This window comes from Pedobacter sp. (genome assembly GCF_040513095.1).
Lineage (GTDB): Bacteria > Bacteroidota > Bacteroidia > Sphingobacteriales > Sphingobacteriaceae > Pedobacter.
Genome location: NZ_JBEVDX010000074.1, coordinates 1 through 12,635 on the forward strand (window position 1 = coordinate 1; position 12,635 = coordinate 12,635).

General features: G+C 42.1%; 14 protein-coding genes and 1 tRNA gene. 9 read left to right on the top strand and 6 right to left on the bottom strand.

Annotated features, from left to right (window positions below):
• Positions 1-1,316 (bottom strand): glutamine synthetase III domain-containing protein (locus ABWY16_RS09210; RefSeq protein WP_353904354.1); only part of this gene is annotated, 1,316 nt, incomplete at its 3' end.
• Between the two features lie 262 nt (positions 1,317-1,578).
• On the opposite strand from ABWY16_RS09210, the gene ABWY16_RS09215 reads away from it, so the two are divergent.
• From ABWY16_RS09215 to fbp, 5 genes are read left to right on the top strand one after another with little or no spacing between them, the layout of a single operon-like run.
• The gene (locus ABWY16_RS09215; protein ID WP_353904355.1) at positions 1,579-2,409 is read left to right on the top strand and encodes an energy transducer TonB; all 831 of its coding nucleotides are present in this window, start codon (positions 1,579-1,581) and stop codon (positions 2,407-2,409) included.
• An 18-nt stretch (positions 2,410-2,427) separates the two neighbouring features.
• Positions 2,428-2,811, top strand: coding sequence for an SMU1112c/YaeR family gloxylase I-like metalloprotein (gene gloA2 / locus ABWY16_RS09220; RefSeq protein ID WP_353904356.1), 384 nt, complete (start codon positions 2,428-2,430; stop codon positions 2,809-2,811).
• On the top strand, positions 2,792-3,520 hold the full coding sequence (locus ABWY16_RS09225; protein ID WP_353904357.1) for a tRNA1(Val) (adenine(37)-N6)-methyltransferase: 729 nt from the start codon (positions 2,792-2,794) through the stop codon (positions 3,518-3,520). Before gloA2 ends, ABWY16_RS09225 begins: the two co-directional genes overlap by 20 nt.
• A gap of 40 nt (positions 3,521-3,560) precedes the next feature.
• Positions 3,561-4,052, top strand: coding sequence for a metallophosphoesterase family protein (locus tag ABWY16_RS09230; RefSeq protein WP_353904358.1), 492 nt, complete (start codon positions 3,561-3,563; stop codon positions 4,050-4,052).
• 24 nt (positions 4,053-4,076) lie between these two features.
• Entirely contained in the window at positions 4,077-5,105 is a 1,029-nt protein-coding gene (gene fbp / locus ABWY16_RS09235) for a class 1 fructose-bisphosphatase (protein WP_353904359.1), read from the top strand.
• A gap of 7 nt (positions 5,106-5,112) precedes the next feature.
• Here the strand turns inward: fbp and rnhA are convergent, their stop codons facing one another.
• Together rnhA and ABWY16_RS09245 are read right to left on the bottom strand one after the other, a co-directional pair.
• Entirely contained in the window at positions 5,113-5,586 is a 474-nt protein-coding gene (rnhA, locus tag ABWY16_RS09240) for a ribonuclease HI (protein WP_353904360.1), read from the bottom strand.
• Positions 5,587-5,668: 82 nt separating this feature from the next.
• Positions 5,669-5,744, bottom strand: a tRNA-His gene (locus ABWY16_RS09245).
• Between the two features lie 406 nt (positions 5,745-6,150).
• Between ABWY16_RS09245 and ABWY16_RS09250 the strand changes: the two genes are divergently transcribed.
• The 4 genes from ABWY16_RS09250 to ABWY16_RS09265 all read left to right on the top strand — a co-directional run bounded on the left by ABWY16_RS09250 (position 6,151) and on the right by ABWY16_RS09265 (position 10,154).
• Positions 6,151-6,723, top strand: coding sequence for a UbiX family flavin prenyltransferase (locus tag ABWY16_RS09250; RefSeq protein WP_353904361.1), 573 nt, complete (start codon positions 6,151-6,153; stop codon positions 6,721-6,723).
• Between the two features lie 123 nt (positions 6,724-6,846).
• On the top strand, positions 6,847-8,166 hold the full coding sequence (mtaB, locus tag ABWY16_RS09255) for a tRNA (N(6)-L-threonylcarbamoyladenosine(37)-C(2))-methylthiotransferase MtaB (protein WP_353904362.1): 1,320 nt from the start codon (positions 6,847-6,849) through the stop codon (positions 8,164-8,166).
• A gap of 31 nt (positions 8,167-8,197) precedes the next feature.
• The gene (locus tag ABWY16_RS09260) at positions 8,198-9,352 is read left to right on the top strand and encodes a prolipoprotein diacylglyceryl transferase (protein ID WP_353904363.1); all 1,155 of its coding nucleotides are present in this window, start codon (positions 8,198-8,200) and stop codon (positions 9,350-9,352) included.
• 10 nt (positions 9,353-9,362) lie between these two features.
• Complete coding sequence (locus tag ABWY16_RS09265; protein WP_353904364.1) at positions 9,363-10,154, top strand: inositol monophosphatase family protein; 792 nt, start codon at positions 9,363-9,365, stop codon at positions 10,152-10,154.
• A 74-nt stretch (positions 10,155-10,228) separates the two neighbouring features.
• On the opposite strand, the gene ABWY16_RS09270 is transcribed toward ABWY16_RS09265, so the two are convergent.
• From ABWY16_RS09270 to ABWY16_RS09280, 3 genes are all read right to left on the bottom strand, one after another.
• Positions 10,229-10,780, bottom strand: a complete 552-nt coding sequence (locus ABWY16_RS09270) for a NifU family protein (RefSeq protein WP_353904365.1) — start codon at positions 10,778-10,780, stop codon at positions 10,229-10,231.
• A 76-nt stretch (positions 10,781-10,856) separates the two neighbouring features.
• Complete coding sequence (gene purB, locus ABWY16_RS09275; RefSeq protein WP_353904366.1) at positions 10,857-12,203, bottom strand: adenylosuccinate lyase; 1,347 nt, start codon at positions 12,201-12,203, stop codon at positions 10,857-10,859.
• A 100-nt stretch (positions 12,204-12,303) separates the two neighbouring features.
• On the bottom strand, positions 12,304-12,522 hold the full coding sequence (locus ABWY16_RS09280; protein WP_353904367.1) for a hypothetical protein: 219 nt from the start codon (positions 12,520-12,522) through the stop codon (positions 12,304-12,306).
• Between the last annotated feature and the right edge of the window lie 113 nt (positions 12,523-12,635).

The window sequence follows — 12,635 nt, forward strand, 5'->3', positions numbered from 1 at the left end:
TCTTCTTTGATCTTTTTGCTGATGCGTGAGTGCTCGATTTCGTCTAACACTTCGTTCAGTTGCTGACCTAGGAAAATAGAGATAATTGCCGGTGGAGCCTCATTAGCACCCAAGCGGTGATCGTTGCTTACCGAAGCAATACTTGCTCTCAATAAATCTGCATGCTCATGTACAGCTTTGATTGTATTTACAAAGAAAGCAAGGAACATCAGGTTATTTTTAGGAGTTTTTCCCGGAGCCAGCAAGTTTTTACCAGTGTCAGTAATCAGGGACCAGTTGTTGTGTTTACCTGAACCGTTAATACCTGCATATGGTTTCTCGTGCAGTAACACTTTGAAGTTATGTCTGCGGGCAACTTTTTCCATCACATCCATTAACAACTGATTGTGGTCAATTGCAAGGTTGATTTCTTCATATATAGGAGCGCATTCAAATTGTAATGGCGCAACTTCGTTGTGACGTGTTTTAAGAGGAATACCTAATTTCAGTGATTCGTTTTCGAAATCTACCATGAACGTAAATACGCGCTCAGGAATTGATCCGAAATAATGATCATCCAATTGCTGTCCTTTGGCAGACATATGACCGAACAAAGCACGGCCGGTTAATGCCAGGTCAGGGCGTGCATTGAACAATGCAAGATCAACCAGGAAATATTCCTGCTCGATACCCAGGGAAGCAGTTACTTTATTGATTCCTTTGTCAAAATACTGACAAACGTCAACTGCTGCTTTATCCAGTGCGTTTAATGCTTTTAATAAAGGGGCTTTATAATCCAGGGCTTCGCCTGTATAAGCTACAAATACTGTAGGGATACATAATGTTTTTCCAGCTTTGCTTTCCATAATAAATGCGGGTGAAGAAGGATCCCATGCCGTATATCCTCTGGCTTCGAAAGTATTTCTGATACCACCGTTCGGGAAACTCGAAGCATCTGGCTCTTGTTGTACTAATGCACTGCCAGCAAATTTTTCAATTGCACCTTCACTGCTTGGTTCAAAGAATGAATCATGTTTTTCTGCTGTTGAACCAGTCAACGGCTGAAACCAGTGAGTATAATGTGTTGCACCTTTAGACATAGCCCAATGTTTCATTGCTGTCGCGATTTGGTTTGCATCATCAGAGTTGATCAATTCTCCCTGCTCGATTGCCGACACCAATTTCTCATAAACGTCTTTCGATAAGAAATCTTTCATTTTCTTTCTATCGAACACATTAGAGCCGAAAAACTCAGAAATCTTCACCGATGGGGCGATAACTTCCGGGGAAACTCTATTTTGTGCTTCTTTTAATGCATTTGTTCTTAAGCTTTTCATTAGTTTCTTTAAAATTTGACCAAAAATAGAATTTTAATAATTAAAATATCAACAAAATCTTGTAAAAAAATCAAAAATCTACAACTTTGGCATGCGATCTTTGTTGCATTCCTTACCGCCAAAAAAGATATTGGAATTTACGTTATTTCTGATGCCTCCTTTATAGGCGAACAGGGGCATTTATCTCCTTTAGTTTAATCTTTTTTCGTTATGGAATTGGGTAATTTATGTCATCATGTTACTGAACCTAATTCTAAACATCATGATTAATATTTCATCCGATCTTTACAAAGCAAGCTGGACTGAACTGATTTTCAAAAACAGGAATAAAGCTTATGGCGCATATCAGCTGCGAGCCGAATCCGCATCCATTACCGCAAGGTCGCTCATGATTGTGGTACCTGCCTTTATTCTGCTCTTTTCAGGGCCAGCGCTTTACAGAAAAATTTTTCCTCAGCAGATTGAACAGGGCGTTATGACCACTCCGGTTGAAATTATTACGGTACCACCCGCCCTGAGTAAACCGCCTGAACAAAAAAAGGAGTTTCCCGAAGCGGAGCCGGTTCGGGAAAAACTGAAAACTGTAAAACTACCCTCAGGTATAACAGTGCTGGAGCGGCCGGAACTTGATGAGGCGCCACCAACTATCAAAGATGTGGAGAATGCCGTAACAGGACAGGTCACTCAGGATGGGGAAGCAACCCATGAGTCAGTTACACCAGTTGCCGGATCGGGCACAGGTACTGGTGTACCGCCTGCAGAAGACAATACCGTTTACAGCACAGAAGTGATAGAGCACTATCCGGAGTTTGAAGGTGGAATGGGGGCCTGGACAAAATTTATCCAGCGTAACCTCAGGTATCCGGATCTTGCACAGGAACGTGATATACAAGGTAAAGTGTTTATCAGTTTTGTTGTAGAAAAGGACGGCTCGATCTCCAACGTCTCTGTCATCAGGGGAATAGGGGGTGGTTGTGATGAAGAAGCTGTGCGTGTAATTAAAAAGTCGCCAAGATGGAAACCGGGAATGCAGCACAACATTCCAGTAAGGGTACGATACAATATGCCGCTGTCTTTTCTGCTCAGTCAGTAAAACTTCTATATTTGTTCAATGTTAAAAAGAATTCATCATGTTGCTATTATTTGTTCAGATTATAAACTGAGCAAAAATTTCTATGTGAACATACTGGGCCTGACAGTTGTAAAGGAAGTTTACAGGGTTGAGCGGAGGTCTCACAAACTGGATCTTTCTGTCGGCGGACTTTACCAGATTGAGCTTTTCTCCTTCGAGAATCCTCCGGAAAGACCTTCAAGACCGGAGTCGCGCGGTCTGCGGCATCTGGCTTTCGAGGTAGATGATGTGGCTGCAGCAGCTGCTGAATTGAATGCGAAAGGGGTAGTAACGGAAGAGATCAGGGTAGATGAGTATACCGGGAAAATGTTTACGTTTTTTACCGATCCCGACGGCTTACCGCTTGAAATATACGAATCCTGAGATGGGCAGTATCTTTAAGTTCAAAAAGTTCGAAGTCGACCAGCAGGGTTGTGCAATGAAAATAAATACAGATGGCGTCCTTTTGGGCGCCATTGCTGTTCAGCAGCAGGCCTGCAGTATTTTAGATATTGGTACAGGCACCGGCGTAATTGCAATGATGCTTGCCCAGCGTTTTGCAGAAGCAAAGGTTGATGCCGTTGAAATCGATCCCCCGGCAGCAGCTGCAGCGGAAAAGAATTTCATACATTCTCCATTTGCAGACAGGATGACTGCATATCCTTTAGCATTTGAAAAATTTACAGCTGCAGTAAAATATGATCTGATAGTATCCAACCCTCCCTATTTTATCAACGACCTGAAAAATCCGGAGAAAAGAAAGGAATTAGCCAGGCATGCAGACGAAGATTTCTTTGATCTGCTGATGCGTAAAGCTGCATCAATATTAAGCAGTAACGGATCATTGTGGATGATCCTGCCAGTTAAACAAGCTGAAAGAGTGCGGGTCAACGCTGTGTTGTACAGCTTATATCCTGCGCATATTGTTCATGTTTATTCGGATAAAAGCAAGCCGGCCTTCAGGCAGATCATCTGTCTCGGCTTCAATGCTGTCAAACCATTAAAGGAAGAACATGTTTACATATACGAAGCACAGGCTGAATACACCGGTCAATACAAGCAGTTGCTGAAGGATTTTTTCCTCGCATTTTAGCACACAATACAATGAAAAATTTTCATTCCAAAAAAATATTATGAAAAAAATAGGACTCCTGTCGGATACACACGGATACCTGGATAATGCCGTATTTAAGCATTTTGAAGATTGCGATGAAGTCTGGCATGCCGGTGATTTTGGGCCGGACGTGTCGGAAAAGCTGGCTGCCTTTAAACCACTCAGGGGAGTATACGGGAATATTGACGGCAAAGAGATCCGGGCAGAATTTCCGGAGCATTTACGATTTAGCTGCGAGCAGGTGGATGTTTGGATGACCCACATCGGTGGATATCCCGGGAAATATGCCCCTGGTATCAAGACAGAAATTTACAATAACCCACCAAAACTGTTTATCACCGGGCACTCACATATACTTAAAGTTATGTTCGATCCCAGGATTCAATGTTTGCACATAAATCCCGGTGCAGCAGGAAGATCCGGATGGCATAAAGTTAAAACTTTGATTCGTTTTTGTATTTCAGATGAAAAAATACATACCTTAGAGGCAATAGAATTAGGTAATAGATAACGTATCAAATACACTAAGTAAATTATGTCAGGGATTAAAACATTAGGTCAATTCATCATTGAGAAACAAGCTGATTTCTCTTACGCCAAAGGCGAACTTTCCAGATTATTGAGAGATATCGGCATTGCTGCCAAGATCGTAAACAGGGAAGTGAACAAGGCAGGTTTGGTAAATATCCTCGGCGATGCCGGTACAATCAACATCCAGGGTGAAGGACAGAAGAAGCTCGATATTTTCGCTAATACGCAATTTATTTCAGCTTTAACGAGTGGTGGAGAGTGTTGTATCGTAGCTACTGAAGAGGAAGATGAATTTGTGCCGATCGATTCTCCGGTATCCAAGAATGCGAAATACATTGTTTGTATAGACCCGCTGGACGGATCTTCCAATACAGATGTAAACGTAGCTGTAGGTACAATTTTCTCCATCTACCGCAGAAAATCTACCGAAGGTATGGCAACAATTGCTGATGTTCTGCAAAAAGGAACAGAGCAGGTAGCTGCGGGATATGTGATCTACGGTTCATCAACGATGTTGGTTTATACTACAGGCAAGGGGGTAAACGGCTTTACGCTTGATCCTTCCATCGGAGAATTCTGTCTTTCGCATCCAGACCTGAAAATCCCTGAAGACGGGCATATTTATTCGATTAATGAAGGTAACTATGTACATTTTCCAAAAGGCGTAAAGAAATATATCAAATATGCACAGGTGCATGATGCTGCTACGAACAGGCCATATACCTCAAGATATATCGGATCCATGGTTGCAGATATACATCGCAACCTGATTATGGGTGGTATATATATTTATCCAACTACGGCCAGTTCTCCGAACGGTAAGTTGAGGTTACTGTATGAATGTAATCCGATGGCTTTCATTGTGGAGCAGGCCGGTGGTTTTGCATCTGATGGATTTAAACGGATTCTGGAACTGGAGCCAGTAGAACTGCACCAGCGATCATCTATTTTTATCGGTTCAAAGAAAATGGTAAGGATGGCCGAAGATATGATGACAGAGTTCGCCCTCGAAGCCGGTCAGATCAACCAGTAAACCTTAGTTACAATAAAGTACTTCTGTTTTTTTCAGCCTCGAATTCGGTATCGATCTCGAGGCTGCTTTTTTGTTTGCCTGCAGCAACTGCCAATTCATCACAGCGTTCATTCTCAGGATGACTGTTATGCCCTTTGATCCATACAAACTTTACGTCATGAAGTTTGTACACCGCGAGAAAACGCATCCAGAGATCTTTGTTCTTCTTGCCGGCAAACCCTTTTTTTACCCATCCGAATACCCATTTTTTCTCTACCGAATCCACTACATACTTGGAATCTGAAAATATAGTTACCTGCTCTCCGGGTTTCTTGATGGCATTTAATCCTACAATTACCGCCAGCAGTTCCATCCTGTTATTGGTGGTCATGCGAAAGCCCCCGCTTAATTCTTTATAATGACTGCCGGAACGAAGGATCACCCCGTAACCACCAGGACCTGGATTGCCGCTTGCTGCGCCGTCGGTATAAATCTCAATCATTTGTATGTAGGTGAGGTTTTGCTCTCTGTTAAATTTGTCTTTAAACAAAAAAAGCAGCCTTTGCAGGCTGCTCTCAAAACTTGGGTGGAATATGGGGCTCGAACCCACGACCCTCGGTACCACAAACCGATGCTCTAACCAACTGAGCTAAAACCACCATGTTTTTCAGTTTGACAAAAGTACACTTTTAATGTATCTATACAAATCTTTTTGAAGAAGAATTTGAAATATTTTTTAAACAATTCATAAACAGCTTATTGCGAATAGACTTTTTTTAAAATATTTCATTTCACAGACGAATTCAGAATAAATAGGGGCTAAATGGCGAATGCAAGCTGATATCGCATATTCTTATAGACGGATACCTGCACAGGAATTAACATTCAAATGTTAAATGTTTAACATTTGCCCAAAAAAGAATGTTCAAACTTTCGTTTTATTCGAAAAGAATATTACATTTGGGCTTACCCTTTCAAGGGTATGTTTTTCATAGGTAGATGTAGGGCCGAAAATTTATTTTCGGCCCTTTTTTGTTCCTGTACGTTATGTATCTTTACGGACCTTATGAAAAAGAAGAAAATCATCGTTGCCATTACCGGCGCCAGCGGTTCTATCTACGCTAAACTCCTAATGGACAATTTGCAGTCTTTATCTTCCCAGATTGAAAAGGTGGGTGTAGTGATGTCGGATAATGCGAAAGAAGTATGGCGCTTTGAGCTGGGCAACACTGATTACGATAACTATTCTTTCGATTTCTATCAGAAAATGGACTTTAACGCACCGTTTGCATCGGGCTCGGCCAAGTTTGATACGATGATCATCATTCCCTGTTCGATGGGTACGCTGGGCAGAATCGCCCATGGCATATCAAACGACCTTATTTCAAGGGCTGCAGATGTGGTCTTGAAAGAACGCAGAAAACTGATCGCGGTAGTCAGGGATACGCCATTCAGCCTGATCCATATCAATAACATGAAAACAGTTACTGAAGCCGGCGGAATCATCTGTCCTGCGAATCCATCTTTCTACAGCATACCACAAACTATTGCTGAGGTTGCACAAACGGTAGTGAGCAGGGTAATTGATCTCGCAGGACTGGAACAGGAGAGCTACCGCTGGAATGACAGTAATTCATAAAATTTGACAATCCGCTCATTGTTTGTCGTTCATAAGCCCGTCTAAAAAGTTATCTTTGCATTTTGGATGCATCCGGTAAGGCTATTAAATTTAGTGTATCGCCGGTTGAGCAATTATATACGGATGAAGAAAGTAGCATTTTATACATTAGGTTGCAAGTTGAATTTTTCTGAAACTTCAACCATTGGCCGTCTTTTTACTGATGCAGGTTATGCTGTGGTAGATTTTACCGACGCTGCTGATGTATATGTAATCAATACCTGTTCAGTAACCGAACACGCGGATAAAAAGTGCCGCAAAGTGGTGAAAGAGGCATTGAAGTATGCTCCGAATGCTTACATCACTATCGTTGGCTGTTATGCACAACTCAAACCGGCAGAGATCGCTGAGATCGAGGGCGTAGATATGGTGCTGGGTGCAGCTGAGAAATTCCGTATAGTAGAATATATTTCTGATCTCACTAAATTGCCAAAAGCAGTTGTTCATCAGCAAAACATAGAAAAAGTAAACCATAATTTTATTGCTGCTTATTCAATTGGCGACCGCACAAGAACCTTTCTTAAAGTTCAGGATGGCTGCGATTATCCCTGTACTTACTGCACAATTCCGTTGGCAAGAGGCGGCAGCAGGAGTGATACCATAGAAAACGTAGTTAACCGCGCAAGGCAGATTGCTGAAAGCGGTGTAAAAGAAATAGTACTGACCGGTGTTAACCTGGGAGATTTTGGTATCCGCAATGGTCAGCGTGAAGACAAGTTCTTTGACCTGGTAAAGGCGCTGGACGAGGTAGAAGGGATTGAAAGGATCCGTATCTCCTCTATCGAGCCCAATCTGTTAAGCAATGAGATCATCAGCTTTGTGGCAGGCTCAAAAAGATTTGTTCCCCATTTCCATATCCCACTGCAGTCGGGCTCTGATAAGATCCTCGGGCTGATGAAAAGACGCTACCGCAGGGATTTATATATAGAACGGGTGGCTACGATTAAAGCACTGATCCCCAACTGCTGTATAGGTGTGGACGTAATTGTAGGCTTCCCCGGAGAGACCCATGAGGACTTCCTGGATACTTACCAGTTCTTAAATGAACTTGATATCTCTTATCTCCACGTATTTACTTATTCGGAGCGTGAACAAACCGAAGCTGCTGATATGGCCGGTGTAGTTGCAGGCAGTGCCCGTGCGGACAGAAGTAAAATGCTGCATATCCTATCGGATAAAAAACGCAGGGTATTCTATCAGTCGCAGATAGGTTCTGTAGGAGAAGTACTGTTTGAAGACGACCAGAAAAACGGATACATGCATGGCTTCACCAAAAACTACGTGAAGGTAAAAGCTAAATATGATCCCGTAATGGTCAATGAGATTAAAACTGTGAAGCTTGTGGAAATGACTCCTGACGGCGAGGTAGAAGTTATGGAAACTGAAGAAGTTCTAGCACATTAATCCTATATTCGCGTAAAAAAAAATTACGCAAATGTTCCCTACGGTATCCCATTTTATTGAATATGTTTTCGGTGTACAGATCCCTTTACCCCTAAATACTTTTGGACTGCTTGTCGCGCTAGCTTTTGTAGCCGGATACTGGGCTTTTACCGAAGAATTGAAACGCAAAGAGGACCTGGGCATACTGCATCCTGTTAAGAAATTCCTGACAGTTGGCAAACCTGCAACTCCGAATGAGATATTAATGAACGGTCTGTTCGGCTTCCTGATCGGTTACAAACTTGTCTATGCCTTTCTGAACTACCGTTTGTTTGTCAATGATTCACAGGGCATACTGCTCTCCTCAAAAGGAAGCCTTTTAGGCGGAGTGGTTTTTGCGGCAATTTTTGCTTACTGGGATTACAAAGAGAAGAGCAAGTTTAAACTAAGCCAGCCTAAACAGGTAGAAGTAATTGAACATCCTTATGAGCTGACCGGCCACATGATCGTATGGGCTGCGGTATGGGGTTTACTGGGTGCAAAGATCTTTGATAACCTGGAGCACTGGGATAGTTTTGTGAAAGACCCTATTGGTGGTTTGCTTTCGTTCAGCGGACTGACCTTTTATGGTGGCCTGATCTGCGGAGGGGCAGCCGTATTATATATAGCAAAGAAAAATGGGATCAAACCTTTACATATGCTGGATGTAGGCGGACCAGGTATGATGCTTGCCTATAGCGTTGGCCGGATTGGTTGTCATTTGTCCGGTGATGGCGACTGGGGGATTGTGAATCTGCATCCCAAACCTTTTGGCTGGCTGCCCGACTGGCTATGGGCCTATACTTATCCGAACAATGTCGCGATGGAAGGTATTCCTATTCCCGGCTGCGGCGGACGTTTCTGCAATGTGCTTCCTTTACCAGTATATCCTACGCCACTGTATGAAGTAATCGTTTGTTTTATCCTGTTCCTGATTTTATGGCGTATCCGCAAACAGATTAAGCTGCCGGGAATGATGTTCGGAATTTATCTGATGATGAACGGACTTGAACGTTTTACGGTTGAACTGATTCGTGTAAACACCAGGTACCATGTTGGGGGACTATCTTTCACACAGGCAGAACTGATCTCATCAATCCTGTTCATTTGTGGCCTGCTCCTTGTTGTGTTTGCTGTAAGAAATAAAGAAAAACACGCGAACTACTAAATTTAAAGATTTGAATTACGAATTACTGAGTGAACAGGTAATCGCTATCACGCGGTTGACAGGCAATTTTATCCGGAAGGAATCGATGAATTTCAATGCTTCGGCCATTGAATTGAAGGGATTGAATGATCTGGTATCCTATGTAGACAAAACTGCTGAAGAGCAGCTGGTAGATAACCTTTCCAAACTTATACCGGGTGCCGGTTTTGAAACTGAAGAGGATACTGTCAATACAAGGGGACAAACCTATAACTGGATCGTTGATCCGCTGGATGGTACCACAAACTTTATTCATGGCCTGCCAACCTATTCCATCAGCATTGCTTTATATGAGGAGGATAAGCCCGTATTAGGGGTGGTTTATGAGATCAACAGAGCAGAGATGTTTCACAGTTATAAAGGTGCAGCTGCCTTTCTGAACAATGAGGAGATCAGGGTTTCTCAAAGGGCTCATCTCTCAGATAGTTTACTGGCAACCGGCTTTCCATATTACCAGTTTGACAAGCAAGCGCAGTATATGCAGCTGCTGTCTGAACTGATGCAGAAAACACATGGTTTAAGGAGAATAGGATCAGCGGCTGTAGATCTGGCTTATGTAGCCTGCGGCAGGTTTGATGCTTTCTTTGAATATAACCTCAACTCCTATGATGTTGCGGGAGGTGCCTACCTTGTGCAGCAGGCAGGGGGTAAGATCATGAATTTTAGTGGCGGCGATGAGTTTATCGATCAGCGTGAGATACTGGCAACCAATGGCTTGCTGGATGCAGAAATGCTCGAAGCACTGCAAAGAAATTTTAAATAAACAAAAAAGGTGATCGTTTTTACATGATCACCTTTTTATATCATTTCGTCCGGATCAGTCCAGTACCATCGGGATTATAAAGCGTTGGAAACGACTTCTTTCACTTCAGGAACCATACGCTGTAACAGGTTCTGGATACCCGATTTCAAAGTGATGGTAGATGAAGGGCATCCGCTGCATGAACCACGAAGTTCTACAGTTACCACACCTTCTTCAAATGACTTATAGCTGATCGCACCACCATCCTGTTCAACAGCAGGACGAACATAGTCATGCAGGATCTGCTGTATTTTTACCTCAAGGTCTGTACCTTCAAAGTCCGGTGTTTCTTCGGCAGTAGCTTCTTTAATTTTATATTCTGATTCAACAGCACCCTTAACAAACTCTTTTAAAATTGGTTCGATATCTGCCCATTCAGCATCTTCAGTTTTTGTAATGGTAACGAAGTTACTCGCAAAGAACACTCCGCTTACAAAATTAAACTTGAATAGCTCTTTCGCAAATGGCGAGTGCTCGGCGCTCTCCCGTGTGGCGAAATCTTCGCTGCCATTGATCAGAAGTTTATTTACCATGAACTTCATAGTGGCAGGATTCGGTGTTTGTTCTGTATATACGTTAATAGTCATGGTCTCTTTTTCTTACAAAAATAAATAATTCGGGATTCAAATCCAGATATCGATGTCTGTTTTAGGTCATTATATGTTAAAACACGCCTGTGTAGTTGAAAGGCGTAATTTGCTTTAATTCCTGCTTCAGGTCCTCATCAATTTGCAGGCCATCAATAAAGGCAGCCATTGTATGCGCTGTAATCTTCTCGTTTGTACGTGTAAGGTCTTTCAGCGCCTCATATGGATTAGGGTAGGCTTCTCTTCTCAATACAGTCTGTATCGCTTCGGCAACTACTGCCCAGTTGTTTTCCAGATCAGCCGCAATAGCATCATTGTTCAACAACAGTTTGTTTAGTCCTTTAAGGGTAGAAGAGATCGAAATCACCGTGTGTGCCATTGGAACACCAACGTTTCTCAATACTGTAGAATCGGTCAGGTCTCTTTGCAGACGTGATATCGGAAGTTTAGCGGCGAAGAATTCAAACAGGGCATTGGCAATGCCTGCATTTCCTTCAGCATTTTCGAAATCAATAGGATTTACCTTGTGTGGCATAGCCGAAGAGCCAACTTCGCCTTCTTTGATTTTCTGTTTGAAATAATTTTTGGAGATATATGCCCAGATATCCCTGTCGAGGTCAATAATAATGGTATTGATCCTTTTCAAAGCATCACATTGTGCTGCAAACTGATCATAGTGTTCAATTTGCGTCGTGTGCTGTGCACGGTTCAGTTCAAGGATATTGTTGACAAAGTTATTCGAAAAATCTACCCAGTTGATACCTGGATAAGCGATATGGTGTGCGTTGAAATTACCTGTAGCTCCTCCAAACTTAGCACTGTTGGGAATGCTTTTCAGGTTATTCGATTGGATTTCCAGTCTTTCTGCAAAAACCAGGAACTCTTTGCCCAGTTTTGTGGGAGAAGCCGGCTGCCCGTGCGTATGTGCCAGCAGGGGGATGTCTTTCCAGTCGCCCGCAAGTTCTTGCAATCTGCTGATCAGCTGACTGATCTGCGGATAATAAACTTCAGTTAAAGCCAGTTTAAAAGTATAGGGTATAGCTGTATTGTTAATATCCTGAGAAGTAAGTCCGAAGTGGATAAACTCTTTAAAGTCCTGCAGGCCTAAGTTGTCGAACCTTTTTTTAATGAAATATTCGACAGCCTTAACATCATGATTGGTAATTTTCTCCGTGTCTTTCACTTCCTGCGCATCCTGGTCGTTAAAGTCGTTAAAAATAGCGCGCAAATGGCTGTAGTTTGATTTATCAAACGCAGATAAGCCTGAAAGGCCGGTTTCACACAGCGCGATAAAGTATTCAATTTCAACAAAGACCCTGTACCTGATCAGTGCATATTCAGAAAAGTACTGAGAAAGGTTTTGAGTTGTGTTTCTATAGCGGCCATCAACTGGTGAGATCGCTTGTAATGGAGATAAATTCATGAATCAGAATGGTTTTGCAAATGGCAAATGTACCAAAATGCGGGCACAAAAAAAAGGCTTTGGAAAACCCAAAGCCTTTTTATAAGTCTTTTTGTAAAGACTATTTTTTAACTGTATCAGCTTTAACTTCAGTAGTTGTAGCTTTAACTGTAGTATCTTTCACAGTTGAATCTTTAACTGTAGTATCAACATCAGTAGTGATAGTTGAAGAATCAGTTACAGTTGTATCTGTACCTTCTGCTTTTTTCTCACCTGAACAAGCTGCTACTGATAAAGTGATTGCTAATGCTGCGAAGCCTAATTTGAATAAGTTTTTCATTTGAATTCTGTTTAAAATAATTAATTAATTTTACAGATTAATACCACAATCTTTAAAAGGTAACCCACCGATTTAAAAAAAGATCAAAGAATATTTTTTTTGTCTAATATTGG

What these genes read in the sequence shown, in the direction of transcription:
- ABWY16_RS09215 (WP_353904355.1), top strand. Translation starts at nt 1,579, where the DNA reads ATGATTAATATTTCATCCGATCTTTACAAAGCAAGCTGGACTGAACTG.
- gloA2 (WP_353904356.1), top strand. Translation starts at nt 2,428, where the DNA reads ATGTTAAAAAGAATTCATCATGTTGCTATTATTTGTTCAGATTATAAA.
- ABWY16_RS09230 (WP_353904358.1), top strand. Translation starts at nt 3,561, where the DNA reads ATGAAAAAAATAGGACTCCTGTCGGATACACACGGATACCTGGATAAT.
- fbp (WP_353904359.1), top strand. Translation starts at nt 4,077, where the DNA reads ATGTCAGGGATTAAAACATTAGGTCAATTCATCATTGAGAAACAAGCT.
- rnhA (WP_353904360.1), bottom strand. Translation starts at nt 5,586, where the DNA reads ATGATTGAGATTTATACCGACGGCGCAGCAAGCGGCAATCCAGGTCCT.
- ABWY16_RS09250 (WP_353904361.1), top strand. Translation starts at nt 6,151, where the DNA reads ATGAAAAAGAAGAAAATCATCGTTGCCATTACCGGCGCCAGCGGTTCT.
- mtaB (WP_353904362.1), top strand. Translation starts at nt 6,847, where the DNA reads ATGAAGAAAGTAGCATTTTATACATTAGGTTGCAAGTTGAATTTTTCT.
- ABWY16_RS09260 (WP_353904363.1), top strand. Translation starts at nt 8,198, where the DNA reads ATGTTCCCTACGGTATCCCATTTTATTGAATATGTTTTCGGTGTACAG.
- ABWY16_RS09270 (WP_353904365.1), bottom strand. Translation starts at nt 10,780, where the DNA reads ATGACTATTAACGTATATACAGAACAAACACCGAATCCTGCCACTATG.
- purB (WP_353904366.1), bottom strand. Translation starts at nt 12,203, where the DNA reads ATGAATTTATCTCCATTACAAGCGATCTCACCAGTTGATGGCCGCTAT.
- ABWY16_RS09280 (WP_353904367.1), bottom strand. Translation starts at nt 12,522, where the DNA reads ATGAAAAACTTATTCAAATTAGGCTTCGCAGCATTAGCAATCACTTTA.